The following is a 26,953-nucleotide window of genomic DNA, read 5'->3' as shown; positions in this document are numbered from 1 at the left end:
CACATAGCTATTGATGCCAGACATATATCATTTTGAAGACTTCGAGCCCGGACAGGTTTTTGAACTGGGCACCGTGACCGCAAGCAAAGACGAGATTATCGAGTTCGCCGAAGAGTTCGACCCGCAACCGTTTCATCTCGATGAAGAAGCCGGTAAAGCCTCCATGCTCGGCGGGCTAGCAGCATCCGGCTGGCACACCGGGTCGATGGTGATGCGTTTGCTCGCCACCAACCTCTTGAACAACTCCACCGGGCAAGGCTCGCCCGGCATAGATGAACTGAAGTGGCAAAGCCCAGTCTATCCGGGAGACACACTCACGGCAAAAGCTGAGGTTCTGGCGAGCAAGGAACTACGATCCAAGCCCGACCTGGGGATCGTGACATTTCGCATCACGGCGACCAATCAAGATCAGAAACAGGTGATGTTTTGGGAAAATCCCATTCTGTTCCTGAAGCGGGGGGCCGCCTAATGACCAAGTATTTCGAGGAGATTGAAGTCGGCGAAAAGATCGAGTTGGGCACGCACACATTTAAAGCCGACGACATCATCCGCTTCGCTGAAAAATACGACCCCCAGCCGTTTCACCTCAGCGAGGAAGGGGCTGCTAAAACCTATTTCGGCCGATTGTGCGCCTCCGGCTGGCATACGGCGTCCGTCTTCATGAAGCTGCTGGTGGCAACCAACAAACGTTTGATCGAAGCGGCTCAAAGTGAAGGGCGAGTGCCTGCCCGCGTGGGTCCGTCTCCCGGTTTTGAAAACCTGAAGTGGATCAAACCGGTATTTGCAGGTGATACACTGACCTATCAGCGCGTCGTCACAGGCAAGACTGAAAGCCGTAGCCGGCCGGAGTGGGGCATTGTCCATTCCGACATGGTCGCACGCAATCAGAATGACGAACCGGTATTCTCTTTCAAAGCAAACGTCTTCGTGGAGCGGCGTAAGGACTGATCCGGCAACGCTACCAGTTGCCTAAGTCTGTATCTCATAGGCTTCGGGCAAAAAACACTTCATCGTGGATTTCGATGCCGTAATCCCCCGTGAGTGGAATACCGGGATTCTTTTCACGCTCGGCATCGATCACGCCGAACCCGATGCGCTCCAAACGGAACCCGCGGCGCTGGTAGAACCGAAACGCATCCAGATTGTCGTTCGACGTTCGAACCGTCAAACGGTGGATGTGGCTGGCTTTCGCCTCTTCCACCACGGCCTGAAGCAAACGGCTACCAACACCGTCCCAACGATTCAAAGAGTCGAGCGTCAAAATTTCCCACTCTTCCGGGCGCTTGATCAAGGTCACCAGGCCGACAAGCTCGCCGTCAGCGCGGGCTGTGTAACCGGGCAGCCGGGACGCATCGATCGTTTCATTTTCGATGATCATATCCGGCGATGTCCAACGGTCGTTCAACAGCTGCAGGACATCTGCATGATCTTCGGCTGTCGTTGCATGAATGGTCACAGACATGATGGTTCCTAACTACAAACAACACGCGTTCAGCGGCAGTCCCTCAAAGCGGCAGGTATGCTACCGGCGAAACAAGCGCTCGTCCAATGGACTTCGCGATTGCCAACGGGCCCGCTCAAGTTCTGGGTCGATATGTTCTTCTTCCGGGTATCCGACACAAAGATACGCAACAAACTGCCAATTCGGGTCAACGTCGAGGATTTCGCCGATCTTCATCGGATCCAGAATTGACACCCAACCAACTCCGATACCCTCGGTACGAGCTGCAAGCCAAAAGGTATGGATCATGCTGACGGTGGAATAGGCTAGTGTTTCGGGCATCGTCGCCCGCCCAAGCCCATGTCCCTGGTCCGGATTGGGCTCGCTGAAGATCGCCAGATGGATGGGCGCTTCTTTCAATCCAGCCAATTTAAGCTGGCGGTAAAGAGCAGCCTTCTCATCCTGATAGGCCTCGGCGGCTACAGCATTTTCCGCCTCGAAACTCGAAACGACACTCGCCCGCTTCGCCGCACTCTCCACAGTCACGGTACGCCAAGGTTGGCTGTTCCCAACTGAGGGTGCCAGATCTGCCAGCTCAAGAAGATGTTTCAGCGTTTTCGGATTGACTGAATCCGTCCGGAAACGGCGCACATCCCTCCGCCATCTGAGAAGGCTCTCGAACTCCGTTCGAAACTCGTCGGAAAATGCCGGTTTTTCTGTCTCTCCAGATCCGCGCGCCGCCATTCGCGATCAGTGCCCTGGGAACTCAACCAGTGTCCGGACGGGAACACTCAAATCTTCCAACTTTTTCCGGCCGCCAAGATCGGGAAGATCAACAATGAAACACGCAGCTTCGATGTTTGCCCCCATGGATCTCAAGAGTTTGCAGGCAGCTTCCGCAGTGCCACCGGTCGCAATCAGATCGTCGACCAGGATCACCCGGTCGCCTGGCTGGATCGCATCCTTGTGCATCTCCATTTCATCCAGGCCATATTCCAGCGAGTAGGCAATGCGCACGGTTTCGTGCGGCAGCTTTCCTTTCTTGCGGATCGGAACAAAGCCTGCAGACAGCTGGTGGGCAACCGCGCCACCGAGGATGAAACCCCGGGCTTCTATCCCGGCAATCTGATCGACCTTGGACCCGGCCCAAGGCTGGACCAGCGCATCGACCGCACGCCGGAACGCCCGGGCGTTGCCGAGCAGAGTGGTTATGTCGCGAAAAAGGATACCCTCTTTAGGATAATCCTTGATTGTTCTAATGGCACTGATCAGTTCGTCACGAATTGTCTGATCGGTCATTTTGCTCTCTTTCCTGCAAAAACAATGTCGCGCAACACAAGCCGCTGCACAGCCCCGACCGACGCTTATATCAAGATTACCGTGCCGGTCGAAGTCTTTTGATGGTTATGGAGTTGTTGGTATCAGCTGCGGTTCAAGACACGTCCTGCAACAGCCTCAAGTTTGGCAACCAATTCCGGATCGCGTTTCTCCGGCGCTGTCATCAGAGCAAATTCCAGAGCAGTGTCTGAACCGGCGGGACAGGATTGATGTTCCCTGGGAAGGTCCTTCGCGACACGCGCGACAAGTCTTTGAGCATTTTCCGCATTCTCATGCAGGACCTTCAATATCGCTTGAATGTCCACTTCACCATGGTCCGGATGCCAGCTGTCATAGTCGGTCACCATCGCAACCGTCGCATAGGAGATTTCAGCTTCCCGCGCGAGCTTGGCCTCCGGCATGTTCGTCATGCCGATAACATCGCAATTCCAGGTCCGGTAAAGTTCACTTTCCGCAAGCGACGAAAACTGCGGTCCTTCCATGGCGAGATACGTCCCACCTTTGCTGTATTTCAGGCCTTCCGCTTCCGCGGCCGCTGCAATGGCGTCGACCAGTTTTGGGCTGACTGGGTTTGCCATGGAGACATGGGCAACACAGCCGGTCCCGAAGAAGCTCTTTTCCCGTGCAATCGTACGATCGATAAACTGATCCACGAGCACAAACATCCCTGGCTCATGTTCTTCCTTCAATGAGCCGCAAGCAGAAACGGACAAGAGGTCCGTCACACCGCACCGCTTCATGACGTCGATATTGGCGCGATAGTTGATCGTCGTCGGCGAATAAACATGCCCCCGGCCATGGCGCGGCAGGAAGACGATCTTGAGCCCGTCAATGGTGCCGATCCGCACCTGATCCGACGGCGTGCCCCATGGGCTTTCGACGCTGATCCATTGCGCATCCTCAAGACCTGGAAGGTCATAGATCCCGGATCCGCCAATGATCCCCAGAACTGCGTCGCTCATTTTTCCCTCGTTGAATGAGTTCACGAATTACCGGTTTGCTTACCAAGCGCAGCCAACATTGAACAGCGCGCAAATGAAAAAAGGCGGGCTCGATGCCCGCCTTTTTCCGAGTGCTTCTCTACGCTTGGAGCTTAGTGCTCGACATCACGCCAGATCTTCTTCTTGGTGAAGTAGAGCATGCCAGCGAAGACGATGAGGAAGATCATCACGCGGAAACCGATCTTCTTGCGCTCTTCCAGATGAGGCTCGGCAGCCCACATCATGAACGCTGCGACATCGCGTGCGTAATTTTCAATCGTCATCGGTGTGCCGTCGGTGTACTCGACCGCTTCCTCGAAAAGAGGCGGCGCCATCGAGATGAACTCACCAGCCATGAAGGAGTGGTTGTAGTATTGACCAACCGGAACTTCCACACCCTCTGGCGGATCTACGTAACCGGTCAGCAGCGAGTAGATGTAGTCAGGGCCGTTTTCCTGGTACTGGGTGAAGATGTCAAAAACAAACCCAGGGAAACCGCGCTGAGGCGCACGGGCTTTCGCGAGAAGCGAGAAGTCCGGCGGGTAAGCGCCGTTGTTGGCCGCACGTGCCGCATTTTCGTTCGGGAACGGCGACGGGAAGCGATCGGCAAGGATGGCCGGACGGTCGTACATGTCGCCGAAATCATCCGGGCCATCCACGACAGTGTAGTCGGCAGCAATCGCTTTGGCCTGGTCTTCGGTGAAGCTCGGACCACCATCCTCAGCCAGGTTACGGAATGCAACGCGGCTCAAGGCGTGACAGGCTGCACAGTTTTCAACGTAGACTTTGAAGCCACGTTGCAACTGCGCACGGTCGTAGTAACCGAACGGTCCGGCAAAGGACCAATTCTGATAATCGATTTCAACCTTCGCTCCGGCAGCAAAAGCCGGAGTTGCGATGGCGAGAGCCGCCACCGCTGCGAGGGAACGAACCATTGTGATCATGGTTTTCATTGTCTCAAATAACTCCCGATCCGGTTCGCGTTATTTCGTTTCCGGTGCGGCTGCTGCGCCGACCGGTGTGCCGGATCCGCCCTTGAGCACCGACTCGGAGATTGATGCCGGAAGTGGCTTCGGTTTCTCCAGGAAGCCCAACAGCGGCAGGGCGATAAGGAAGTAGGCAAAGTAGATGGTAGTGCAGATCTGGGACAGGATCACGTAGATCCCTTCCGCCGGCATGGCGCCAAGGTAGCCCAGAACCACTGCGTTCGCTGCGAAGATCCAGAAGAACTGCTTGAACAGCGGACGGTACGCACCGGAGCGGACCTTGGAAGTGTCCAGCCACGGCAGGATGAACAGCACCGCAATCGCACCAAACATCAGAACCACACCGCCGAGCTTGTCCGGTACAGCGCGCAGGATCGCGTAGAACGGCAGGAAGTACCATTCAGGAACGATGTGCGCCGGCGTGACGAGCGGGTTCGCCTCGATGTAGTTGTCGGCGTGACCCAGGTAATTCGGCAGGTAGAACACGAAGTACGCGAAGAAGATCATGAACACGACAATCGCGAACAGGTCCTTGATCGTGTAGTACGGGTGGAACGGGATCGTGTCCTGTTTGGTCTTCGGCTGGACGCCTGTCGGGTTGTTGTTGCCGGTGGTGTGGAATGCCCACACGTGCAGCAGAACAACACCGAAGATCATGAACGGCAGCAGGTAGTGCAGCGAGAAGAAGCGTGTCAGCGTCGGGTTATCGACTGCAAAGCCGCCCCACAGCCAGATCACGACACTCTCACCAACAACCGGGATTGCCGAGAACAGGTTGGTGATAACCGTCGCGCCCCAGAAGGACATCTGACCCCATGGCAGAACGTAACCCATGAACGCTGTTGCCATCATCAGAAGGAAGATGATCACACCCAGGATCCAGGAGATCTCGCGGGGAGCCTTGTATGACCCGTAGTAGAGACCACGGAAAATGTGGATGTAGACGGCGATGAAGAACATCGATGCGCCGTTGGCGTGCAGGTAGCGCAGCATCCAGCCGAAGTTCACATCGCGCATGATGTGTTCAACGCTGTCGAACGCAGCAGTCGTGCTTGCCGTGTAGTGCATCACGAGCACGATCCCTGTCAGGATCTGCGCGATGAGAACAAAGAAAAGGATCCCGCCGAAGGTCCAGAAGTAGTTCAGGTTCTTCGGTGTCGGAAAGTCGACGAAAGATCCGCGAACGAGCGAAATGACCGGCAAACGGCTCTCAAGCCACTTTGCCGCAGCGCTCTGCGGTACATATTCAGAATGTCCAGCCATGGCTGCCTCCAGATTAACTCGTGCCGTTAGCCGATCTTGATGGTGGTCTCGCTGACCATCTCAAGCGGCGGAATGAGCAGGTTCTCAGGCGCCGGGCCCTTACGGATCCGGCCGGCGGTGTCGTAGTGCGAGCCGTGGCACGGGCAGAACCAACCGCCGTACTCACCGGCATCACCCACAGGGACGCAGCCAAGGTGTGTGCAGATACCAACCTGGACCAGCAGCTTCTCATTGCCTTCGATGCCGCGGTTCACATCCGTCGCTTCGGCGTCGGCAGGCAGGTTGGCGTTGCGTGCAAGCGGGTCCGGCAGATCAGATACTGCAACAGCGTTCGCCTCTTCCACTTCCGCATCCGTACGGTTGCGGATGAAGACGGGCTTACCACGCCATTTCACGCTGATAGACTGCCCCTCTTCCACGGCAGAGACGTCGACTTCAATAGAAGCCAGAGCCAAAGCGGAGGCATCCGGGTTCATCTGATCGATGAATGGCCATGCCAGCGCGCCAGCGCCGACGACACCCATGGCGCCGGTCGCAATGTAGAGGAAATCTCGGCGGGTCGGTTCCGCCTGATCCGTATTTGCCAAGGTCGCGTCCTCTCGAAACCAGTTTATTCTGTACCGAAAGCCCGTCGCACGTCCGGGCCCGTCCCTGAGAGCAAGGATAGGCGGACTCGTGCCGGGCTCAACGGTTGCCGGGTGCGGCAGATTTCCGCACCGGGCAAGGCGTGTGTCTTTTTGCACCGTTCAAAGCGCTTGTCCAGTTCAACAAACGCCTTAGAACGCATATGTCGCAGCCGAAACTGCGCTCGCGCCGTTTTTCTGCCGTTTTTCGGAAAATCGCAAGACCGGAAAATGCATTTCCCCGGCCTTGCTTGACGATGTGGCTGGAATCAAGCCGCCTGAACAGGCGCCAGGAACCCGCCAGACTGGTGCTGCCAGAGCTGAGCGTAAAGACCGTTCAGGTCCAACAACTCCTGATGCGTTCCTTCTTCGATGATTCGACCATGATCCATGACAATGAGCCGGTCCATCGCCGCAATCGTGGACAGCCTGTGAGCAATCGCGATAACGGTTTTACCTTCCATCAGATCGAACAGGCTTTCCTGAATGGCTATCTCGACTTCTGAATCCAGCGCCGATGTCGCCTCATCCAGGGCCAGGATCGGAGCATCTTTCAGAAGCACCCGCGCAATCGCGATCCTCTGGCGCTGACCACCGGAGAGTTTCACTCCGCGCTCGCCGACATGCGCATCTAAGCCGACACGCCCGTTTTGATCTTCAAGACTGCGGACGAACTCGATTGCATGCGCCTTTTCCAGAGCTGCCTCGACTTCCTCGCGGCTGACGTCCGGCTTGCCATAAGCAACGTTCTCGAAGATCGACCGGTGCAACAAGGACGTATCCTGCGTAACAACACCCACGTTGGCCCGGATGTCGTCCTGCATGACCTTGGCAACGTCCTGACCATCGATCAGCACCCTGCCGCCTTCCAGATCATAGAAGCGCAGAAGCAGGTTGACCAAGGTGGACTTGCCTGCCCCGGACCTGCCGATCAGGCCAATTTTTTCGCCAGCCTTGATCTTCAAGGACAGATCCTCGATAACACCGGTTTCCTTGCCATAGTGGAACCGGATCCGCTCGAACTCGATCTCGCCTTTGTCGACGACCAGCTGCTTGGCGTTTGGAACATCCACCACATCCCGCTCCCGGGAGATTGTGTTGATGCCGTCCTGAACCGTCCCGATGTTTTCAAACAGGCCGGACACTTCCCAAAGGATCCACTGCGACATGCCTTGAAACCGCAGGACAAGGGCGACCGCAACGGCAATCTCGCCAGTGCTCACCAACCCTTTCTGCCAAAGCGTGATGGACATCGCCGAGACTGCAAAGAGCAACGCCATGTTCAGCGTTGTCAGGGTGATGTTCATACCCGTGACGAGCCGCATCTGAAGAAAAACCGTCTTCAGGAAGTCAAGCATCGACCTCTTTGCATAGTCTTCTTCGCGCGCTGCGTGGGAGAAGAGTTTTACCGTCGAGATGTTGGTGTATGCATCGACGACGTGTCCCGTCATCACGGATCGCGCATCGGCTTGATCCCGGGACACGTTCTTCAAACGCGGGATGAAGACTCGCATCGTCAACAGATACCCGCCAAGCCAGGCCAGGAACGGAATGGCGAAATAGATGCTTGCCTCCGCAACGATGAACAGTGCGGCAACAAAGTAGACGATCACATAGACCAGAATGTCTGCGATCCGGGTCACCACTTCGCGAACCGCGAGCGCTGTTTGCATCAGCTTGTTCGCAATCCGCCCGGCAAAGTCGTTTTGATAAAACGCCACGCTCTGCCGGAGAAGATACCGATGAACTCGCCAACGCACAGACATTGGATATGTGCCCATCAAACCCTGATGGAACACCATCTCCCAAATGCCTGACACCACCGGCAGGAGGATCATGATGACAAAACCCATCCACAGAAGCTGCGGCCAGTTGTCTGTGAAAAATGTCTGCGCGTTCTCCGTTCCGAGCCAGTTCACCAGATCGCCGAGGAAGGTGAAGATGAACACTTCAAGAATGGCGATGGCTGCACCCAGAACCGATGCGACCGCAAGGATCGGCCACACCGGTTTCGTGTAGTACCAACAGAACGCCCAGAAGCCTTTCGGCGGGACATCGAGATCCGTGTTCTCGAACGGATCAATCAGGTTTTCAAACCACTTAAACATGACGAACCTTTGCATGAGTGGACTGGACAGTCTCATGACCATCCACGCACTCGAATTTGTAGGGTTCCCTTTCATGATCACGCACGCCGAGGCGCGGAGATGCAATCGCTGCCGAAGCAAAGAAACTTACCAGCGATAGGGCTACGATAAAGGAACCAATTAGAAGATTTTCAAGCCGGTCAGCGAACTGCGGCGCGCTTAGGACTTTTCCATGCACGCCGACAGTTTCGATCGCTGCGAATTCGGAAACGAAGACCGGCACTGCGAACAGCACTGTCAGAACGCCAGTCGCCGCGCCAAACATACCGAATATCTTCAAAAGGTTGCGTATACCCAGTCGAGCGGACGGGCGCGGTTTCAAATACGGCTCAATGAAAACGTCCGGTCGCCGGACAGATGGCTCCTGGACGATATCCGGGCCTATGCCGGGTCGGAATGGCCCAAAGGGATCACCGAAAGACATGATGTGTCTCCGAAACGAAGGAAATTGAGAGAAACGCCCGCAGACACGCGCAAGGACACGCATGCAGCCAGAACTTAAAGACGGCTTAAGCCGGACGTCGGAAAAGTGTTAGGAACTCAGTCGCGCTTATTTAGGCGAAACGCGCAGATGATCCCGTGCGAACCCGATGGAAGGCTGTCGCTGTGTGCGTAGAATCATTCAGCATGTAAGCCCTCCTGGTTGCTTGGCCGGGCGGCCAAAGGGATTGAAATAACAACCCGTCAAGGTTGAGGACTTCTTGTTACTTTGGAATCGCGGCTAAGGGAAGAGCCATTTCCGCCGAACTGCACCTAAACCTCAAGCTGTGACAAATCAGCCACACGTGTGACATTCGGGCAGGTTCGCTCAAGATCTTCCAAAACAAATCAGATGTGAGGCTGTCGACATAAGACACCACGCACCAATGCTGGAGATCAGGCAGCCCGGATGCTTTGCAGGAACTGTGCAACTTGCGCTTGAAGCGTATTCGACAAAGTTCCAAGTTCAGATGAGGCCTGGTGCATCCCATCTGTCGCAGTCCGGCTGGCTTCCATCGCATCGTTCAAAGTCCCGACGTTGCCGGTTACCCGCTCAGAGCTTTGCAGCGCGGTCTGCGCACTGCCGTTGATCTCGCCAGTTGCAGAAGTCTGGTCTTCCACAGCATCCCGGATCTTGGCTGAAATCGCACTCACGCGTTCAATCGTATCGGCAATCGAAGCGATGGCGACACCGGATTGCTGCGCGACGTCCTGCACTGCGGAAACCTGCGCAGAAATATCCTCAGTTGCCTTGGTTGTCTGCTCGGCCAGCGCCTTTACCTCGCTTGCAACAACGGCAAACCCGCGCCCGGCTTCTCCAGCCCTTGCTGCCTCGATCGTTGCGTTCAAAGCAAGGAGGTTGGTCTGGCTGGCAATCTGACTGATCAGCTCGACAATTTCGCCGATTGCACGGCCTGTCTCAGAAAGCCGCCCGACGATTTCATCGGTTTTGCGCGCTTCAGTGACCGCAGCATCCGCAATGTCAGTTGCCTGATCCACATCCTCACGGACACGGGACAGAGACTCTGACAAGCGATGGGAAGCCCCGGTCACAGTCTCAACAGACTGATTGGCTTCCGCAGACGCAGTACTGACTTCAGACACGGCGTGGAGCGAGGATTCCACAGCACGCGTCAAATCATTGGAGTTGCTCTCTACGCTGTCAGACTTTTCAAGCAGTGAAGAAACAACGCCGAGCACGGATTTCTCAAAATCGTCTGCAACATCCTGCATCAGCGCGACGCGTTCTGCGTTCAACGCATCCTGGTGGGCTTGTTCTTGCCGCGCCTGCTCGGCAGCTTTTTCGGCAAGGTTCACGCGAAAGTCTGTCACTGACCGCGCTATGGCGCCGATTTCATCGGACCGCTCGACACCGTCGATTTCGACTTCAAGATCACCGGCAGACAGTTTGTCAAGAGCGCCCTGCAAGCGGGCGAGCGGACGGGCAATGCCCAATGCCAAAACAACTGCCAAACCAAGAAACGCGAGGCCAACCGGCGACACGACAAGGCCAATGGTGATCATCTGATCCAGAATCAGACCATCGAGTTTCTCCGCCACATTACCCTGCAGGAATTGCTGAGCACTGTTTGCAGTTCCCAACTGAGCAATCATTGCTTGGCGGAACGTGTAGAACGCGAACGCTGTTCCACCCATCATGATGACAGCGGCGGTGACCACCATTGAAATAAATCGGCCGTTTATAGAAAGCGTCACGAATATCCGGGCTCCAACCCCAATCCTGCGGGTACACTCGGGAAGCCCGCGCAGTGATCTGTGTTGAACCTTGATATCTCAAGGCTGTAAAAAATCAGTAACTACAACAATTAAGAGTGGCCGCGCGCCACTCCGTGCGACGTTCGTGGAGTTCAGGTTTTTCGCAGATCTGCCGAGTTATCAGCCGAGAATCTGACGGCTAATCAGATAACCCGCGCCGGCAGAAACCGCTCCGAGAACCGTGCCCCAGGCAATGTCGACAACGGCAACGATGATCGGCCAGTCCTTCAAGGTCGCATAGTTGGTAACGTCGTACGTCGCGTAGGTGAAGAAGCCGAACATGGCGCCGTACATCACGGCGTATGCAAAGCTTTCATTTTTGAGTGCTGGACCAACGGCGAACAAAACGATGCCGACAACGTAAATCAGATAAAAGGCTGCAGCAGCGCCCATATTTGGGCGTTCCATCAGCAGATGACCAATGCGATCAAAATAAAACCGAGTGGCGACTTGGGTCAGCCAAACATAGTCAATTGCGAGAAACACGATCGCGGTGGTGATATACGCTGTGATGAAATGAACCATAAGATCCTCAGGCGGTTGGCGAGCCTTGTACGCCGCCCGAATTCATACAGATCAAGACGCGCCCGAATTAACCTGCTCATCGGCCAACGATCCTGCCTGAAGGAAGCCACCTGATTGCCGCCGCCAGAGCTGCGCATACAATCCATCTTCGTTCTTCAACAGACTGTCATGGGTCCCCTCTTGGACAATCTGTCCGCCGTCCATCACGATCAAACGGTCCAGCGCAGCGATTGTTGACAGGCGGTGCGCAATTGCAATCACGGTCTTGCCTGCCATCAATTGCTGCAGATTTTCCTGGATCGCAGCCTCCACCTCAGAATCGAGCGCAGATGTGGCTTCATCCAGCACAAGAATTGGGGCGTTTTTTAAAAGAACCCGGGCGATTGCAATCCTTTGGCGTTGACCACCCGACAGTTTGACACCGCGCTCTCCGGCGTAAGCGTTAAAACCTTTTCGTCCGGATTTGTCTTCGAGGTTTTCAATGAACTCAAGTGCGTGTGCGCGCTCCGCTGCATCGCACAGCTCGTCTTCACTCGCCTCAGGCCGCCCATAAAGAATGTTCTCGCGGATGGACCGATGCAGCAGGGAGGGATCCTGCGTCACCATTCCGATGGCCCGCCGGAGCGTCTCCTGTTTCACCGAGCGAATATTCTGACCATCAATCAGGATCTGCCCTGCCTCCACGTCATAAAAGCGCAGAAGCAAACTGGTCAGCGTTGTCTTTCCCGCACCCGAGGGTCCAACCACACCGACACGCTCTCCGGGCGCAATCATCAGGTTCAGATCCTCTATGACACCGCCGGATTTGCCGTAATGGAAGGTGATGTTTTTGAATGCGACCGCCCCCTGATCCACGGTCAGCGCTGGCGCATTGTCCTCATCCTGAACGTCAACCGGTTTAACGATGGCCTCCATGCTGTCCTGGACGGTTCCGAAATTCCGGAACAGGCCATTCAGCTGATTGAACAACCGGTTCAGCAAAATATTCAGGCGCAGGATCAGGCTGAGCGTAAAAGCCACATGCCCCGTGCTGATGCCGCCATCGCGCCAGATCACAAGCGCCATCCCGGCAATTGCGACGATCATCGCCCCATTCACAAGGCTCATCACGACGCGGATTGAGGTGAGCAGGCGGGTGAAGGTCTTGAGCTGACCGATAAATCGGATGAAGGCGGATCTGGAGCCCCGGTTTTCTTCTTTCAGGGAACCGAACAATTTGACGGACTGAATGTTGCTGTAGGTGTCGACCAGGCGTCCGGAGACGCCGGAATAAGCATTGGCTGTATCCTTTGCCGCCTTGCGCACTCGCGGAACGAAAACCCGTGCAGTGATGGCAAACAAAACGAGCCAGACAGCGACAATCACCCCAAGCCGCCAGTCAAGGTCAGCGACGAGCACCAACGTTGTCAGGGCGTAGACCACGATAAACCAGGCGACTTGAAGGAGGTTCACCATGAAGTCGCCGGCGGACATACCGGATTGGAGCACCTTCTGCGACAAACGGCCTGCAAGATCATCTTGAAAGAACGCAATGCTTTGGCGCATCACCTGCTGGTGCGCCTGCCAACGGACCAGATTAAAAAACCCAGGAACAATGGTCTGCTCTTCCAAAAGCGCCATGAGCGTATTGGTGGCGGCCCGTACCACCAGAACAAAGAACGCCATGCCGAACAGGGTCCAGCCGTGCTCGGCAAAAAACGTTTCCCGGTCGCTGCTGTCGAGCAAATCAACGATATGGCCCAGGAAGTTGAACAGCGTAACTTCCACAAAGGCTGTCAGGCTGCCGACAATCAGCATCAGGAAGAACGGCCAGCGCGCCTGTTTCAAAAAGAACAGAAGAAACGCAACACCGCCTTTGGGCATGGCTTCGGACGGCAAAGGCCGGAACGGATCAATCCAGGATTCAAAAAGCCGGAACAACGCAATCATTGAAGGGTCCAAATGGGTGGCGCACGATTCTTGCGATCATTCTACGCTTGGAACTGCCTGCTGGGCCACGGCCCATGACAGGACGGCCTTCTCCTGTTAGGAGGCAATGAACCGTCAAGACAAGAAGCAGACATGCCCGACATCGCCCTTTACCAGCCAGACATCCCGCAAAACACCGGAACCATGCTGAGGCTCGCGGCCTGCATGAGTGTGACGGTGCACTTGATCGAACCTGCGGGATTTCCGTTGTCCGACAGCGCATTGAAACGCGCTGGAATGGACTATTTGGAGCGGGCTGCCCTGAAACGGCACCTCAATTTCGAGGCGTTTGAGGACTGGCGCCAAACGCAGAGCCGACGCCTTGTGCTGCTGACGACCAAAACAGACCTCGCTTACACGGATTTCGAATTTGAAGCAGATGACATCCTGCTTCTGGGCCGCGAAAGCACCGGGGCACCGGATGCAATCCATCAGCTGGCAGATGCGCGGCTGACCATCCCGATGGCCGAGGGCATGCGATCCCTCAACGTAGCTGTGTCCTGCGGCATGGTTTTGGGAGAGGCCTTGCGGCAAACCCGGGCATTTCCTAAAACATCAAGCTAATCCAACGCTTGTGCATTTCCTGCGCGGGCTCTTCATGTCGAGGCAAATCAGATGACAGCACCCTCTCCAGAATCACGCGGCGGTCCGATTCCTGAGGGAATTGAAGACAAGAAGCTGACAGCATCCGCGTGGTTCAAGGATCTCAGGGATCAGATTTGTGCAGCGTTTGAAAAACTGGAAGACGACATTGGCGTGCTGAACGGACCGTTGAGTGATTTGCCGGCGGGCCGGTTTGAACGCACACCTTGGGAACGGACCGACAGTTCAGGCGCGAAAGGCGGCGGCGGCGTGATGTCGATGATGCATGGCCGTGTCTTTGAGAAGGTCGGCGTCCATATCTCCACCGTCCACGGCGAGTTTTCTCCAGAGTTTCGCGGCCAAATTCCAGGTGCCAGCGAGGACCCGCGGTTCTGGGCCTCTGGCATCAGCCTGATTGCGCATCCGCAAAACCCAAACGTGCCGGCGGTTCACATGAACACGCGCATGGTGGTCACGACCCGGCAATGGTTCGGCGGCGGCGCGGATCTTACCCCGGTTTTGGATGATCGGCGGACACAAGACGACCCGGACACTGTCACCTTCCATGACGCCATGAAAGCGGCATGCGAACCTCATGCCGTCGCCGATTATCCGGCCTACAAGGACTGGTGCGATGAGTATTTCTTCCTGAAGCACCGGAACGAAGCCCGCGGCATCGGCGGGATTTTCTACGACTATCTGCACAGTGGCGATTGGGATGCGGATCTCGCGTTCACCAAGGATGTCGGTCGGGCGTTCTTGAAGGTGTACCCCGAGCTCGTTCGACGAAACTATGAAAAGTCCTGGTCGGATGCCCAGCGCGAGGAGCAACTTATCCGCAGGGGACGGTATGTGGAGTACAACCTTCTCTATGACCGCGGCACAATCTTTGGATTGAAGACCGGCGGCAATGTCGCCTCGATCCTGTCTTCCATGCCACCGGTTGTGAAATGGCCCTAAGCAAAGGCCAGTTCGGGTAAGTGGTGCTTGCGCGGCTCAAGCAGCGGCACCACCACCTGCAGCAGGGACAGGTTTCGACAGTTCAGCGAAAACGCGGTCCAGGATCATGTCTGAAAACTGACTTAATAGATCCTGATCCAGCTTCGGCCCCATCTTTTTCATCATGGCAATCGCCTGTCGTGGAGAGACTGGCTCCTTATAGGCCCTCTCTTCCGTAAGGGCGGCGAAAATGTCACAAATTGTCATTATGCGGACTTTTTGCGAAATGCGATCCGCTTTGAGGTGGTTGGGATATCCGCTGCCGTCGAGATACTCATGATGCTGGATGGCCATGCGCTTGATCTCGTAAGGCACCTCAAGGCGCGGTTTCAGGATTTCCTGCCCATAGACCGGATGCTTGGCAATCAGAGAGCGTTCCTCATCGGTCAAGCGCCCCGGTTTGTCCAAAATGGTCAATGGGATCCGCATCTTGCCGATGTCGTGCACGAGCCCACCGGCAACCATCTCACGGCAATCAGCATCCGGCCATTTCAGATACCGGGCGAACGAACCAGCAAACCCTGCGACCTTTAGGGAATGGCAATATGTCGGACTATGGTGGCTTTCGACTGCCTGCATCCAGGACACCAGACCATCGAGGTCAATGGCCGCTAGAGCGTCCTTTGCGCTATCTTCCATTACTCTGATTTGGAGCGATGCATCACTGACTGCTGACATACACAGCGTTTCCAAAAAAGCATTTGCTTTTGAATATGCCTGAGCAGTCTTTTCCGGTGTATCGGACGGCAAGTCGGTCAGTATATCGGTCTTCAGGTACTTCTTGACCTGGTGAAGCAGCAAGGAAAGCGGCGCTTCCCTGTCGACGAGATCCATTTCTCCAAGAGCCGCTGCCTGCGTGGCTTCGCGCCGGTCTGACTTGTCGATGATGCCAATCACCGGGATCTCCGCGATGCTGTCCCAGGACGATTTCAAAGCCGACATGCCCGCCTTGCTGCAACCGAGCAGTTCGATAATCGCAACGGAGGCGTCACCTGCAGTCCTTGGAGAGACTTTGGCCATGTCGATCAGGCGCGCCCGGAAGAAGAACGGTATTTTCCGAACCGGAGAATCCAGAGGCAGGGGCCCATCAGAGATCAAGATGACTTCGCTATGCGGCATTTATGCTTTCCCAACAGAACCCACGGCAGGGTGGCAACCCCACGGAGCTCATCGGAAAAAGGGTATCCAACGACTGTTATCAATTCGCTAAGCGCGGTTTTCCAAACGCTCAAGCAGATCCTGTTTGCTCAGCGCAAAACCGTGTTCGCACCAGATCTTCTCCAGGGTCTTGAGAACCTTGCCAACTTGTGGGCCCGGACGATGTCCGAGCGCAATCATGTCCGCGCCTTTTAGAGGAAACACCGGCACCTCAAGGGATTTAAGCTTTAAAAGCGCATCTTCAAAAGCTGGCTGATCCCCCGACCGCTTTTGCGCCACAGAGGCCGCCCAATAGGCCAACAGCCCATCAATGGCTCCTTGGCGGCCATGGGTGTAGAGCAACGTCTTGAGATCCGGCATCTGGTCCCACTGCCGGAACGTTTTGTAAGCCTCCCAACAGATTTGCATTCTTCTACGCTCAGCATTGGACAGCCGCAGCCGATCAGCAACGCGATCGACATCTTCGCGGACAAAACCTGACAGCACGGTCAGGCCAACTTCCGGGTCCTGTGTTTCAGGCGCGAGTACATCCAGTTGGCGAAGCGCTTCAAAATCCTCGATTTTTGCAAGGCCGCCGGTCGCAATTTCCCAAAGGCCGCAATCATTCATCATGCGCACCGCGATTGCCGCCTTGGGAGCAGAGACGAGACGGCGCATTTCGTGACCAATGCGTTCAGCGGAAAGGTGGCGCAAGCCGTCGCGCTGGCGCAGGCAGGCACCGAGGCCTTCCGCATCCATGTCGCCATCGCCATAGGCCGCGTAGATCCTGAAGAAACGGAGAATGCGAAGATAATCCTCGCGCAACCGCATGTCAGGATCACCGATGAATCTGACACGCCTGGCAAGGCAATCCTCCAGACCACCGAGCGGGTCGTGCAACTTCCCGAGGCTGTCCACATAAAGCGCGTTCATTGTGAAGTCGCGCCGCAGGGCATCCTTTTTCCAGTCACGCCCAAACACCACTTTCGCCTGGCGGCCATATGTTTCGACATCCTCGCGCAGCGTGGTGACTTCGTAAGGAAATCCGTCGCTGATCACAGTGATGGTGCCGTGATCAATCCCCGTGCCGATGGGTTTCAAGCCTGCATCGGCTGCCCGCTGCATGACGTCCTGCGGTGTCGCGGTAGTCGCGATGTCGATATCGGGTACTGGATGTCCCAACAACGTGTTTCGAATGGCGCCGCCCACCACACGCGCGCTGTCATTGCCGCGATTGAGAGCCGAAAACACAGCCTGGATGCCTGGCGACCGCAGCCAATTGGCCGCAGCGAGAATGTCTTCAGCTCTATCTTTCATGAACTTATTCGAACCGCCCGGGAATGAGTACGCCGTCGCGGAATTCTGCCGGCCTGTACTGCGTGCCTTCTGGAGCCCTATTGAATTGCGCTACGGCAACAAATCCGGAGATCGTCAAAAAGAGGCCTGCGACGGTCAACCAGGCGACCGGCCCGCGTGACCAGCTCTCCGGATTGTCACCCTTTTTAGACAGCCAGAGATAGCACGCATAACAAGCAAACGGCAGCAAAAACAGGAAGAGTTGTGTCAGGATAATGCGAAGCATCAGCGGTACACCGTGTCATATAATGAGCGGATAATGCCTGCTGTAACGCCCCAGATGTGACGTCCGGCAAAAGGCATTGCATAGAAGTAGCGTCGTTTCCCCTGCCACTCGCGGCTCAGCTTTTGATGGTTGGCAGGGTTCATAAGAAACTCGAAGGGAACTTCGAAAACATCTTCAACTTCGTCCGGGTTCGGAACGAACTGAACAGGATCCCGGACCTCTGCAACAATTGGCGTGACCCGATATCCCGACCCGGTCAGATAAGGCGCCAAATGTCCAAGTGGCTGTGCCTGGGAGGGATCCAGGCCGATCTCTTCCTGAGCTTCTCTCAAAGCGGCCTCGACTGGTCCGTTGTCCTCCGGATCAATTTTGCCGCCCGGAAACGCCACCTGCCCGGCATGAGATTTGAGATGGGGTGTGCGCTGGGTCAAAACCACGCTCGGGCCGGAAGCGGTGTTGCGGATGCCGATCAAGACGGCAGCCTCCCGCGGCGGTCCCTTCCAAAAGGCGTAAGGCCCCACATCCGGGTTTAAAATGTGGTCACCTGTTTCCCGCTCGGAGGCAGCACTCGCTGCCAACGCCAGCCGTTCTTCCAGGTGCTGGGACCAGCCGGTAAGGTTGTCTGCAAATGTATCAGTTGAAGCGGTCATTGCGCTTGATATGGGGTGCTTTCGTCAAATCGGCAATCGAACGTTAAAAGGTCAATTACAGAAGCTCGGGATCAACGGCAAAAAACTGACCACCACTCCAAATACCTGTTTCCAAACCATTCTCTCCTTGGCGTTCGGCCATGTGCTCAACGAGCTGATACATGAGTGCGCGGGTAAACAGCGCTTCAATGCGTCCGCGGACAACAACATAGGGCTTTATCCCGCCGCTGTCCGGCTCCTTTTCAAAACGCAGTGGCCGATCCGGCCCGATGAGGACCAGATCACCGAGATTTGTGCGCACGGTGAGTTGCTGGTCCGTGCCTTCATTTTCCACAACCATTTCCACAGCCAGCAGCGGAGCATCGTCGACTGTGATACCGATTTTTTCGACTGGGGTTACAAGGTAGTGCTTGCCATCTTCATCCTTGCGCAGGACAGACGCAAACAGCTCGACCAATGGCTTCCGGCCAATTGGCGAGCCGAGATAGAACCAGGTTCCGTCACGTGCAATCCGGATATCCAAATCGCCGCAAAAAGGCGGGTTCCACTTGTCTACGGGCGGCGGCGCCTTGTCTTTCGAACCGGCGCGGCTCATCAGGGCTTTGAGGCCATCCGGTAAAGCAGCCTCTGGTTTGGCTTGCGATGTCATTTCACTCCCCGTCCCATCAGACATCCGAATCTGTGATCCGGAATCCTACCTAGTCCGCGTCTAAACCAACGCCAATCCCCACTGGAACAACAATCGCAATTTTTGCGTTTATGCCGCAGGGAAGAAAAGAATCTTGGACCTATCCACTGTATGGCGCACAATTGTGCCTTATCTACTGAATTATATGGTGTCAGACTGGGTTAACGGAAAAAATTTGGCCGCCCACCGAGCTACCCCCGGCAGGCATCAGCAAGATAAGCAACAGGACAGGTGATCAATGAGCGTCGTTTCTCCCGCAAATCCTTCTGAAGAAGATCTCGCTGCTGTTGCTGAAAGCGCCGAACGGGCCGTTGAACGCATTTCAGAAGTAAAGGCCGATATTGCAAAGATAATCTTCGGCCAGGAGAACGTTGTTGAACAAACACTTGTGACGATCCTCGCCGGCGGACATGGGCTGCTTGTCGGTGTGCCGGGTCTTGCGAAAACCAAACTGGTCGAAACGCTCGGAACAGTTCTGGGACTGGATGCCAGGCGGATCCAATTCACGCCAGACCTGATGCCCTCGGACATCCTTGGCGCAGAAGTCATGGAGCAAGATACCAGCGGAGGACGATCTTTCAGATTTATTCCTGGCCCGGTCTTCTCACAGTTGCTGATGGCCGACGAAATCAACCGCGCCAGCCCGCGAACCCAATCTGCCCTCCTTCAGGCGATGCAGGAGTATCACGTCACGGTTGCGGGTCATCCGCATGATCTCCCGCGCCCGTTCCATGTTCTTGCGACCCAAAACCCCTTGGAACAGGAAGGCACATATCCATTGCCGGAGGCCCAGCTCGACCGGTTCTTGATGCAGATTGATGTGCATTATCCGGATCTGGAAGCCGAGCGCCGCATTCTCCTTGAAACGACCGGAGCAGAACAGACCACCGCGCACAGTGCGATTACTGCTCAGGAGCTCATGGAATTCCAGCAACTCGTCCGCCGCATGCCAGTGGGTGAATCGGTGGTTGAAAGCATCCTGAAGCTTGTCCGCTCGGCCCGACCGGGCGATACGGACGAAAATTCCGATCTCACAAAGCTGATTGCTTGGGGACCGGGCCCCCGCGCCAGCCAGGCCCTGATGTTGACCGTCCGGGCCCGCGCGCTCGTTGATGGCCGGCTGGCACCGTCAGTTGATGATGTTCTGGCTCTGGCAGAGCCAATCCTGCAGCATCGGATGGCCCTCACCTTTGCTGCCCGGGCCGACGGGCATACCGTGAGGGACGTGATCCAGCGGGTGAAAGAAACAATCGCATAATTCGAAATTCCATCGCGAGGGAGCTGCCCAAAATCATGGCCTCATCAACGGAGAGTGTGAAACTGGACCAGGAAAACTGGCCGAACATTATCGGCGACGCCCGGTCAGTCGCCGACGCGCTCCCTGACCTTCTTGTTGAGGCAAGCCATGTTGCGAGTTCCATCATTGCAGGATGGCACGGCCGGCGGAGAGCCGGACCCGGCGAGAGCTTCTGGCAATTCCGTCCCTTCAATATGGGAGAGCCGGCCAAACGCATTGACTGGCGCCGGTCTGCCCGGGACGACCATCTTTATGTCCGTGAACGGGAATGGGAGGCAGCCCATACTGTCTGGCTTTGGGCCGATCTCTCCTCGTCCATGGAGTTTCAATCTCGGCTGTCTCAGGTGACCAAGCGGGATCGCTCTCTGGTCCTGATGCTGGCATTGGCGGATATGCTCGCAGAAACTGGTGAGCGCATTGGTTTGACCGGTGTGACACGTCCATTTTCAGATCGCAGAGCCGCTGAACGGCTTGCGGACGCCCTAACGCACTTGTCTAAGCCGGTTGCCTTGCCCGACCCGACTGGCGTCAAACGCTTTGCCGATGTTGTTCTGGTCTCCGATTTCCTGGATCCGCTTCAAGATATTGCTGCCTGGATCTCCCAAGTCGCCGGGACCGGCGCCCGTGGGCACATCGTTCAGGTTCTGGACCCGATAGAAGAAACCTTTCCGTTCGACGGCCGTGTTGAATTCAACGACCCGGAAGCCGGCATCCGATTAACTGCAGGCCGCGCCGAAACATGGCGGGAGGAATACCACAAACGGCTTGAAGCACATCGCGCTGAAATCCGCGACATGGCACGCCGCGCGGGGTGGACATACGTCCTGCATCACACAGACCATTCAGCCGCCGAGCCATTGCTGGTCCTCCATAGCGCGCTTTCTGGCAACCTCGATACAATGCCGCGGGGGGGCGCCTGATCCGTGTTTGCCGGTTTACCACTGACTTTTACCGCCCCGTGGGTTTTGACTGCACTGGCTCTGCTTCCCGTGATTTGGTGGCTGTTGCGCTTGACGCCCCCACGGCCGCTACAGATCGCGTTTCCTCCCACCCGGCTATTGCTGGACATTGATGAGCACGACGAAACGCCGCAGCGCAGCCCCTGGTGGCTGACCCTGCTGCGCTTGCTCTTGGCGGCAATCCTGATTTTTGCGCTTGCCGGGCCAGTCTGGCGCGCGCAGGAACCAGTTGCGAGCCGGGACGGCGTCATGTGGCTCCTGATCGACAACGGCTGGACCTCAGCAACCTCTTGGGAGGATCAGGTTCGAACCGCTGAAAACATTCTGACCGCGGCAGAGCAGAACGGGCAGCCGGTGATGTTTGCAGCCACGGCGGAAGGTCCGAACCAGGGCTTTGTTCCTGAAAGTCCGGCAGCTGCGCTTGAAACTCTGCGTGCACTCGACCCGCGCCCCTACCCGCCCCTGCGCAGCGAACTTGGCATCGGTCTCAGAAAGGCCGCTCAGGATACGCCTCCGGGTGCGGTCGTCTGGCTTTCAGATGGTACGGCCACCAATGATGCGTTTTTGGAAACTCTGGCGTCCCTGACAGAAGGCGTTCCGGTGACAGTGTTGACCGGCCTTCAAACACCGCTTGGGCTCAAAAGTCTGGCCAACGATACCGAAGCCTTGAGCGTCGATGTGGTCCGTCACCCTGAGAACACGACATCGGTCGTCAATGTGCGGGCCCTCGATCTTAAAGGTCTGGTGCTTGCGGAATCGACTGCGACGTTTGCCAGCGGTGATGTTGAGACCGAAGCCCGCTTCGAGCTCCCAAGCGAACTCCGCAATGACATTGCCCGCGTTGAAATTGCGGGAGAACAAGCGGCCGGGGCCGTGCAACTTGTTGACGACAGCTGGCGCCGCCGGACCGTCGGGCTGATCTCTGGACAATCCGGAGACCTTGATCAACCGCTTCTCTCACCTCTTTATTATCTTGAACGGGCACTCGCTCCGTTTTCTGACATCCGCCGACCACGGGACAGTGATATTGCAGCCGCAGTGCCATCACTGATTGACCAGGGAATTTCCGTGCTCATCCTTGCGGATGTCGGGAGGCTGCCAGACACTACGGCGATCGAACTTGGCGAGTGGGTCCAAAGCGGAGGCACTCTTGTCCGCTTCGCAGGTCCCAGAACAGCAGGCGGCACGGACGAGCTGATCCCTGTCCGCCTCAGATCTGGTGACCGGTCACTCGGCGGATCACTCTCTTGGAAGCAACCTCAGCATTTGGCGCCCTTTCCGGATGCCTCCCCGTTTTCTGGTTTGAAGGTCCCTGCTGAGGTGACGGTGAACCGACAGGTTCTCGCAGAACCAACATCAGATCTGCCGAAACGCACCTGGGCAATGCTGGAAGACGGCACACCGTTGGTCACCGCAGCGCAATCTGGCGACGGAAGTATTGTTTTGTTCCATGTAACTGCGGATTCCTCCTGGTCAAATCTTCCTCTCTCCGGCGTTTTCCTGAACATGTTGCGGCGCATATTGTCAGTCTCCAATGTGGCTCAAGCGTCAGAGACAGCCGAGGACGGCCAACCGGCCCGCAGCGTTCTGCCGCCTCTGCGGCTACTCGACGGCTATGGCCGCTTCGGCGCGCCCCCTGTCGATGTCACACCGGTGAGCGCCGCCAATTTCCGGGAAGCCTCTGCCAGCCGCCGCACCCCGCCGGGTCTTTATGGCAGCGAAGATGGCTTCCGGGCCCTCAATCTGATGCGCGCTGAGAATACGCTGCAACCCCTCAATATCGATGCGCTAGGACCAGACACAGAAACAGCGCCTTATCCCGCGACGGACCCACTGGACTTGAGAGCAATCTTCTTCACTTTGGCCTTTTTGCTGATCATTGCGGACGCCATTGCCGTGTTTGTGCTTGCGGGCGGTCTGAACCGTCTGCGGCTAAAAACCCGGATGCCAAGTGTCATCGGTGCGGCAGCGTTGGCAACAGCACTCCTCAGCACGGCTGGTGTTCCAGATGCATATGCGCAGTCTTCGTCTGATGACTTGAGAGCATTGGAATCCACCCTCGAAACCCGGCTGGCCTATGTTCTGACAGGTGTCCCAGAGGTTGATGATGCAAGCGCCGCCGGTCTTGCCGGCCTGACACAGTTTTTGTCAGAACGCACCGCGCTGGAACCCGGCGCTCCGGTCGCAATCGACATTGCCCGTGACGAACTGGCCTTCTACTCGCTGCTTTACTGGCCGATAGATCCGTCGGCCGACAAACCGAGCGACCAGACGATCGCACGAATCGACACGTTCATGAGGAACGGCGGTACGATCCTGTTCGACACACGGGATCATATCAACGCGTCGACAACCGGTTTCGGATCGACACCCGCAACTCTGAAACTGCGTGAGATCCTGGAGGATCTCGATGTTCCTCCACTGGAACCTGTCCCGCCGGATCACGTGCTCACGAAAGCTTTCTATCTGCTCGACACATTCCCGGGCCGGTATTCCACCAGCCCGTTGTGGGTGGAAAGTCTTGATGAAGCAACTGCCCGCGGTGATCGCCCGGTTCGGGCGGGAGATGGCGTTTCCCCGCTGATGATTACAGGGAATGATTTCGCATCGGCTTGGGCGATCACGCCAACGGGCGAGTTCATGTTCCCCACGGTGCCAAACAACCCGATCCAGCGCGACTATGCCTTCCGTTCGGGCGTTAACATCGTGATGTACAGCCTCACCGGAAACTACAAGGCTGACCAAGTCCATATTCCAGCTCTGCTGGAACGGCTCGGGCAATAGGAGGTTTGATGGACTGGTCTATTTCATTCGACCCGCTCGTGCCGCAATGGGTTCTGATATCCGCCGGCGCGATTGCTGTTGTGGTCGCGGTCCTTCTCGGCATCATCAACTTGCGCGGCTGGGTGCTGCGGGCCCTGGCGATGGCGTTGCTCGTGCTTGCGCTCGCCAACCCTGCCGTAGAACGCGAAGACAGAGAACCCTTGTCCAGCGTCGTGGCGCTTGTGGTCGATAAGAGCCAAAGCCAACGGCTGGCGGACCGAGAAGAAACAACAACTGCAGCAGCTGAGGAAATTCAGTCACGCATTGCAGAGCTAGAGGGGTTTGACCTCCGGCTGCTCGAAGCCAGGAACTCAGGATCCGGAGACGGGACGGAAGTCTTCCAGACCCTCGCAAACGGGCTTGCCGATGTTCCGCCTGAAAGGGTTGGTGGTGCAATCATCATCACCGACGGACAGATCCACGATATCCCGGAAAACGCAGAAGCACTCGGCTTCGATGCCCCTGTTCACGGCCTCATCACCGGGACAGCGGATGAACGCGACCGCCGGATCGTGCTAGACACGGCTCCGCGCTTTGGCCTTGTTGGTTCCGAACAGACCATCAGCCTCACCGTTGTCGATCAAGGATTGGGAACCGGCCCCGGAGATCAGGTAAACCTGACAATCAAACGGGACGGTGATGTCGTCACCCTGCGCACTGCGCGGACCGGGGAGAAGATCGATATTCCGGTTGAGATAGCTCATGGCGGAGACAACATCTTCGAAATCGAGGCAGAGGCCCTGCCCGGCGAACTTACGACGCTGAACAATCGGGCTGTCGTCACCGTGGACGGAATCCGCGAGAACCTGAGGGTGCTGCTGGTGTCCGGTTCTCCGCATGCCGGAGAACGTACCTGGCGGAACCTTCTGAAATCCGATGCATCTGTTGATCTCGTTCATTTCACCATTTTGCGCCCGCCTGAAAAGCAGGACGGCACACCGATCAACCAGCTGTCCCTGATCGCCTTTCCGACCCGGGAGCTGTTTTCGGTCAAGATCGATGAGTTCGATCTGATCATCTTCGACCGCTATGTCCGGCGCGGTGTGTTGCCGATGCTCTATTTCGACAACATCACGCGGTACGTGCGCGACGGCGGCGCCGTCCTGTTGGCTGGCGGGCCTGATTATGCGGAAGGCGGCAGTCTTTACAGAACGCCGCTTGCCCCCATTCTTCCGGCCCGTCCAACCGGAGCCATTTTGGAAGAGCCTTTTTACGCGACCCTTGCCAACCTCGGCGAGCGGCATCCTGTGACCCGGGGCTTGCCGGGCGCCGAACAAGATCCTCCAGGGTGGAGCCGCTGGTTTCGGGTGGTTGATACCGAGTTGGATGGCGGCCAGACATTGATGTCCGGTCCAAGCGAAACGCCGCTTCTGGTTCTGAACCGGGAAGGAGAAGGCCGCGTCGCCATGTTGCTTTCAGACCATGTCTGGCTGTGGGCGCGCGGCTTTGAGGGCGGCGGCCCGCATGTGCCACTGCTGCGGCGTCTTGCCCATTGGCTCATGCAGGAACCAGATCTTGAAGAAGAAGCACTCAATGTGTCCCTACGTGGTCCTGAACTGATTGTCGAAAGGCAAACACTCGGAGAAACGGTCAATGAGGTGACCGTCGTCTCCCCCACGGGGGACAGCTTGGACCTCACCATGACAGAGCAAGAGCCTGGTCTATGGCGCGGTTCGTCACCCGTAACGGAAACCGGCCTCTTTTCCGTTACAGATGGTGAGATGAATGCGCTTATCCACGTTGGCCCACAAAATCCGAGGGAGTACACCAACGTTCTCTCTGATACCGAAGTGCTGTCACCCGTGGCCGATGCGACTGGCGGAGCTGTCCAACGGCTAAGGGATGTCGGCGGTGATATAGATCTCCCGCGCGTCATCTCCATGCGCCAGTCGGCAAGTTACGAAGGCAACGGCTGGATCGGTCTCAAACAAACAGAAGCCAGCCTGTTGAATGGTGTCGACCGGTTCCCGCTCCTCATCGGACTGCTTGGTCTTGCCATCCTTCTGGGCGCCGTCTCAGCAACTTGGTACCGGGAAGGCCGTTAGAGCGTTTCTGGGCAAATCGAAACCGGTTTCCCGGCCGGAAATGCGGCAAAAACGACTGCTTTGAGCACGTTCAGCGATAGCGCTTATATACAACGTGCTCTATGCAGCCTTGCCCTGAACTGCGCCAGTTGGAAGCACTCCGTCCTGCAAGCGCGCAATCAACAGCCTTTGCGGGTCGACCGGGCCCGGCAAGGTGATGCTGCCGAAAGGAACCTGTTCAAAGCCGAATGGGCTGTAATAAGGCGCATCCCCAACCAGCAACACGTACTCGTCACCGGCTGCCTTTGCAGCCTCAAGGGCTGTCCACATCAGCGCCTTGCCCAAACCGCGGTTCTTGAAATCTGGAGACACCGTCAACGGCCCTAATAGCAGCGCGTCGGTCTCACCGATCGTGATGGGGCTCAAACGGACAGACCCTGCAATCCTGGATCCGGATAGGCCGACAAAGGCAAGATCTTGCCTGTGGGGGACGTTCTCACGGATCCTAAAAGCGGTCCGTGCAAACCGGCCAGGCCCGAAAGCTTCTGCTTGCAGGTCTTCAATTGCGGTGTCGTCGGTGGCGTCTTCGAGACGAATGACCCAAGAGGTCTGTTTCATGGGATTGGTTCCAGCTGGCAAAATGTGGCGATTGCGCGCCTGCCGGTATCCCTTTTTGTCGAAGTTA

26 protein-coding genes are annotated in these 26,953 nt (G+C 56.6%); 8 read left to right on the top strand and 18 right to left on the bottom strand.

The window, feature by feature from the left end; genetic code table 11:
• The first annotated feature begins 13 nt into the window (after positions 1-13).
• Positions 14-469, top strand: a complete 456-nt coding sequence (locus ACQY4Z_RS18405) for a MaoC family dehydratase (RefSeq protein WP_428523691.1) — start codon at positions 14-16, stop codon at positions 467-469.
• The gene (locus tag ACQY4Z_RS18400) at positions 469-948 is read left to right on the top strand and encodes a MaoC family dehydratase (protein WP_428523689.1); all 480 of its coding nucleotides are present in this window, start codon (positions 469-471) and stop codon (positions 946-948) included. Before ACQY4Z_RS18405 ends, ACQY4Z_RS18400 begins: the two co-directional genes overlap by 1 nt.
• A gap of 34 nt (positions 949-982) precedes the next feature.
• On the opposite strand, the gene ACQY4Z_RS18395 is transcribed toward ACQY4Z_RS18400, so the two are convergent.
• The 12 genes from ACQY4Z_RS18395 to ACQY4Z_RS18340 form a co-directional block, all read right to left on the bottom strand.
• Complete coding sequence (locus ACQY4Z_RS18395; protein WP_209174395.1) at positions 983-1,462, bottom strand: GNAT family N-acetyltransferase; 480 nt, start codon at positions 1,460-1,462, stop codon at positions 983-985.
• Positions 1,463-1,522: 60 nt separating this feature from the next.
• Complete coding sequence (gene bluB, locus ACQY4Z_RS18390) at positions 1,523-2,185, bottom strand: 5,6-dimethylbenzimidazole synthase (RefSeq protein WP_428523686.1); 663 nt, start codon at positions 2,183-2,185, stop codon at positions 1,523-1,525.
• Positions 2,186-2,191: 6 nt separating this feature from the next.
• Positions 2,192-2,740: an adenine phosphoribosyltransferase gene (locus ACQY4Z_RS18385; protein ID WP_133945963.1), complete on the bottom strand. Its 549-nt coding sequence runs from the start codon at positions 2,738-2,740 to the stop codon at positions 2,192-2,194.
• A gap of 122 nt (positions 2,741-2,862) precedes the next feature.
• Entirely contained in the window at positions 2,863-3,741 is an 879-nt protein-coding gene (locus ACQY4Z_RS18380; protein ID WP_428523684.1) for an S-methyl-5'-thioadenosine phosphorylase, read from the bottom strand.
• 131 nt (positions 3,742-3,872) lie between these two features.
• Positions 3,873-4,712, bottom strand: a complete 840-nt coding sequence (locus ACQY4Z_RS18375) for a cytochrome c1 (protein WP_428523682.1) — start codon at positions 4,710-4,712, stop codon at positions 3,873-3,875.
• 30 nt (positions 4,713-4,742) lie between these two features.
• Entirely contained in the window at positions 4,743-6,008 is a 1,266-nt protein-coding gene (locus ACQY4Z_RS18370; RefSeq protein ID WP_420340146.1) for a cytochrome b, read from the bottom strand.
• Positions 6,009-6,034: 26 nt separating this feature from the next.
• Positions 6,035-6,595 (bottom strand): ubiquinol-cytochrome c reductase iron-sulfur subunit, encoded by a 561-nt coding sequence (gene petA, locus ACQY4Z_RS18365; protein WP_133945955.1) that lies wholly within the window; start codon positions 6,593-6,595, stop codon positions 6,035-6,037.
• 305 nt (positions 6,596-6,900) lie between these two features.
• Positions 6,901-8,739: an ABC transporter ATP-binding protein gene (locus tag ACQY4Z_RS18360; RefSeq protein WP_428523679.1), complete on the bottom strand. Its 1,839-nt coding sequence runs from the start codon at positions 8,737-8,739 to the stop codon at positions 6,901-6,903.
• Positions 8,732-9,202 carry a hypothetical protein gene (locus ACQY4Z_RS18355; RefSeq protein ID WP_428523677.1) on the bottom strand — a complete coding sequence of 157 codons (471 nt, stop codon included), beginning with the start codon at positions 9,200-9,202 and terminating at the stop codon, positions 8,732-8,734. Before ACQY4Z_RS18355 ends, ACQY4Z_RS18360 begins: the two co-directional genes overlap by 8 nt.
• Before the next feature lie 452 nt (positions 9,203-9,654).
• A complete protein-coding gene (locus tag ACQY4Z_RS18350; protein ID WP_428523675.1) occupies positions 9,655-10,974 on the bottom strand; it encodes a methyl-accepting chemotaxis protein in 1,320 nt (439 codons plus the stop codon).
• A gap of 180 nt (positions 10,975-11,154) precedes the next feature.
• The gene (locus tag ACQY4Z_RS18345; RefSeq protein WP_133945950.1) at positions 11,155-11,559 is read right to left on the bottom strand and encodes a DUF2177 family protein; all 405 of its coding nucleotides are present in this window, start codon (positions 11,557-11,559) and stop codon (positions 11,155-11,157) included.
• 51 nt (positions 11,560-11,610) lie between these two features.
• On the bottom strand, positions 11,611-13,488 hold the full coding sequence (locus tag ACQY4Z_RS18340) for an ABC transporter ATP-binding protein (RefSeq protein ID WP_428523672.1): 1,878 nt from the start codon (positions 13,486-13,488) through the stop codon (positions 11,611-11,613).
• A 132-nt stretch (positions 13,489-13,620) separates the two neighbouring features.
• On the opposite strand from ACQY4Z_RS18340, the gene ACQY4Z_RS18335 reads away from it, so the two are divergent.
• Both ACQY4Z_RS18335 and hemF read left to right on the top strand, forming a co-directional pair.
• Positions 13,621-14,091, top strand: a complete 471-nt coding sequence (locus tag ACQY4Z_RS18335; RefSeq protein WP_428523670.1) for a tRNA (cytidine(34)-2'-O)-methyltransferase — start codon at positions 13,621-13,623, stop codon at positions 14,089-14,091.
• 51 nt (positions 14,092-14,142) lie between these two features.
• On the top strand, positions 14,143-15,069 hold the full coding sequence (hemF, locus tag ACQY4Z_RS18330) for an oxygen-dependent coproporphyrinogen oxidase (RefSeq protein WP_428523668.1): 927 nt from the start codon (positions 14,143-14,145) through the stop codon (positions 15,067-15,069).
• Between the two features lie 36 nt (positions 15,070-15,105).
• Here hemF and ACQY4Z_RS18325 read toward each other — a convergent pair whose 3' ends face one another.
• The 5 genes from ACQY4Z_RS18325 to ACQY4Z_RS18305 form a co-directional block, all read right to left on the bottom strand.
• Positions 15,106-16,227: an HD-GYP domain-containing protein gene (locus ACQY4Z_RS18325; protein WP_428523666.1), complete on the bottom strand. Its 1,122-nt coding sequence runs from the start codon at positions 16,225-16,227 to the stop codon at positions 15,106-15,108.
• An 87-nt stretch (positions 16,228-16,314) separates the two neighbouring features.
• Positions 16,315-17,562, bottom strand: coding sequence for a CCA tRNA nucleotidyltransferase (locus tag ACQY4Z_RS18320; protein ID WP_428523664.1), 1,248 nt, complete (start codon positions 17,560-17,562; stop codon positions 16,315-16,317).
• Positions 17,563-17,566: 4 nt separating this feature from the next.
• On the bottom strand, positions 17,567-17,827 hold the full coding sequence (locus ACQY4Z_RS18315) for a DUF6111 family protein (RefSeq protein ID WP_133945935.1): 261 nt from the start codon (positions 17,825-17,827) through the stop codon (positions 17,567-17,569).
• On the bottom strand, positions 17,827-18,477 hold the full coding sequence (locus ACQY4Z_RS18310) for a CoA pyrophosphatase (RefSeq protein ID WP_428523662.1): 651 nt from the start codon (positions 18,475-18,477) through the stop codon (positions 17,827-17,829). Before ACQY4Z_RS18310 ends, ACQY4Z_RS18315 begins: the two co-directional genes overlap by 1 nt.
• A 55-nt stretch (positions 18,478-18,532) precedes the next feature.
• Positions 18,533-19,150, bottom strand: a complete 618-nt coding sequence (locus ACQY4Z_RS18305; RefSeq protein WP_428523660.1) for a DUF1285 domain-containing protein — start codon at positions 19,148-19,150, stop codon at positions 18,533-18,535.
• Positions 19,151-19,403: 253 nt separating this feature from the next.
• On the opposite strand from ACQY4Z_RS18305, the gene ACQY4Z_RS18300 reads away from it, so the two are divergent.
• The 4 genes from ACQY4Z_RS18300 to ACQY4Z_RS18285 are packed head-to-tail and all read left to right on the top strand — an operon-like array spanning position 19,404 to position 26,289.
• Positions 19,404-20,423 (top strand): AAA family ATPase, encoded by a 1,020-nt coding sequence (locus ACQY4Z_RS18300; RefSeq protein WP_428523658.1) that lies wholly within the window; start codon positions 19,404-19,406, stop codon positions 20,421-20,423.
• 35 nt (positions 20,424-20,458) lie between these two features.
• Entirely contained in the window at positions 20,459-21,382 is a 924-nt protein-coding gene (locus tag ACQY4Z_RS18295; protein ID WP_428523656.1) for a DUF58 domain-containing protein, read from the top strand.
• A 3-nt stretch (positions 21,383-21,385) separates the two neighbouring features.
• Entirely contained in the window at positions 21,386-24,205 is a 2,820-nt protein-coding gene (locus ACQY4Z_RS18290) for a DUF4159 domain-containing protein (protein WP_428523654.1), read from the top strand.
• A gap of 8 nt (positions 24,206-24,213) precedes the next feature.
• A complete protein-coding gene (locus ACQY4Z_RS18285; protein ID WP_428523652.1) occupies positions 24,214-26,289 on the top strand; it encodes a hypothetical protein in 2,076 nt (691 codons plus the stop codon).
• A 99-nt stretch (positions 26,290-26,388) separates the two neighbouring features.
• On the opposite strand, the gene ACQY4Z_RS18280 is transcribed toward ACQY4Z_RS18285, so the two are convergent.
• Positions 26,389-26,886, bottom strand: coding sequence for a GNAT family N-acetyltransferase (locus tag ACQY4Z_RS18280; RefSeq protein ID WP_428523650.1), 498 nt, complete (start codon positions 26,884-26,886; stop codon positions 26,389-26,391).
• Positions 26,887-26,953 lie beyond the last annotated feature (67 nt).

Source organism: Roseibium sp. (assembly GCF_965276855.1).
GTDB lineage: Bacteria > Pseudomonadota > Alphaproteobacteria > Rhizobiales > Stappiaceae > Roseibium.
The sequence above is the reverse complement of the archived record's forward strand: the minus strand, read 5'-3'. Positions and strand labels throughout refer to the sequence as shown.

Coding starts and splice junctions, on each gene's coding strand:
- ACQY4Z_RS18405 (WP_428523691.1), top strand. CDS start 14: ATGCCAGACATATATCATTTTGAAGACTTCGAGCCCGGACAGGTTTTT.
- ACQY4Z_RS18400 (WP_428523689.1), top strand. CDS start 469: ATGACCAAGTATTTCGAGGAGATTGAAGTCGGCGAAAAGATCGAGTTG.
- ACQY4Z_RS18395 (WP_209174395.1), bottom strand. CDS start 1,462: ATGTCTGTGACCATTCATGCAACGACAGCCGAAGATCATGCAGATGTC.
- bluB (WP_428523686.1), bottom strand. CDS start 2,185: ATGGCGGCGCGCGGATCTGGAGAGACAGAAAAACCGGCATTTTCCGAC.
- ACQY4Z_RS18385 (WP_133945963.1), bottom strand. CDS start 2,740: ATGACCGATCAGACAATTCGTGACGAACTGATCAGTGCCATTAGAACA.
- ACQY4Z_RS18380 (WP_428523684.1), bottom strand. CDS start 3,741: ATGAGCGACGCAGTTCTGGGGATCATTGGCGGATCCGGGATCTATGAC.
- ACQY4Z_RS18375 (WP_428523682.1), bottom strand. CDS start 4,712: ATGAAAACCATGATCACAATGGTTCGTTCCCTCGCAGCGGTGGCGGCT.
- ACQY4Z_RS18370 (WP_420340146.1), bottom strand. CDS start 6,008: ATGGCTGGACATTCTGAATATGTACCGCAGAGCGCTGCGGCAAAGTGG.
- ACQY4Z_RS18360 (WP_428523679.1), bottom strand. CDS start 8,739: ATGTTTAAGTGGTTTGAAAACCTGATTGATCCGTTCGAGAACACGGAT.
- ACQY4Z_RS18355 (WP_428523677.1), bottom strand. CDS start 9,202: ATGTCTTTCGGTGATCCCTTTGGGCCATTCCGACCCGGCATAGGCCCG.
- ACQY4Z_RS18345 (WP_133945950.1), bottom strand. CDS start 11,559: ATGGTTCATTTCATCACAGCGTATATCACCACCGCGATCGTGTTTCTC.
- ACQY4Z_RS18340 (WP_428523672.1), bottom strand. CDS start 13,488: ATGATTGCGTTGTTCCGGCTTTTTGAATCCTGGATTGATCCGTTCCGG.
- ACQY4Z_RS18335 (WP_428523670.1), top strand. CDS start 13,621: ATGCCCGACATCGCCCTTTACCAGCCAGACATCCCGCAAAACACCGGA.
- hemF (WP_428523668.1), top strand. CDS start 14,143: ATGACAGCACCCTCTCCAGAATCACGCGGCGGTCCGATTCCTGAGGGA.
- ACQY4Z_RS18325 (WP_428523666.1), bottom strand. CDS start 16,227: ATGCCGCATAGCGAAGTCATCTTGATCTCTGATGGGCCCCTGCCTCTG.
- ACQY4Z_RS18320 (WP_428523664.1), bottom strand. CDS start 17,562: ATGAAAGATAGAGCTGAAGACATTCTCGCTGCGGCCAATTGGCTGCGG.
- ACQY4Z_RS18315 (WP_133945935.1), bottom strand. CDS start 17,827: ATGCTTCGCATTATCCTGACACAACTCTTCCTGTTTTTGCTGCCGTTT.
- ACQY4Z_RS18310 (WP_428523662.1), bottom strand. CDS start 18,477: ATGACCGCTTCAACTGATACATTTGCAGACAACCTTACCGGCTGGTCC.
- ACQY4Z_RS18305 (WP_428523660.1), bottom strand. CDS start 19,150: ATGTCTGATGGGACGGGGAGTGAAATGACATCGCAAGCCAAACCAGAG.
- ACQY4Z_RS18300 (WP_428523658.1), top strand. CDS start 19,404: ATGAGCGTCGTTTCTCCCGCAAATCCTTCTGAAGAAGATCTCGCTGCT.
- ACQY4Z_RS18295 (WP_428523656.1), top strand. CDS start 20,459: ATGGCCTCATCAACGGAGAGTGTGAAACTGGACCAGGAAAACTGGCCG.
- ACQY4Z_RS18285 (WP_428523652.1), top strand. CDS start 24,214: ATGGACTGGTCTATTTCATTCGACCCGCTCGTGCCGCAATGGGTTCTG.
- ACQY4Z_RS18280 (WP_428523650.1), bottom strand. CDS start 26,886: ATGAAACAGACCTCTTGGGTCATTCGTCTCGAAGACGCCACCGACGAC.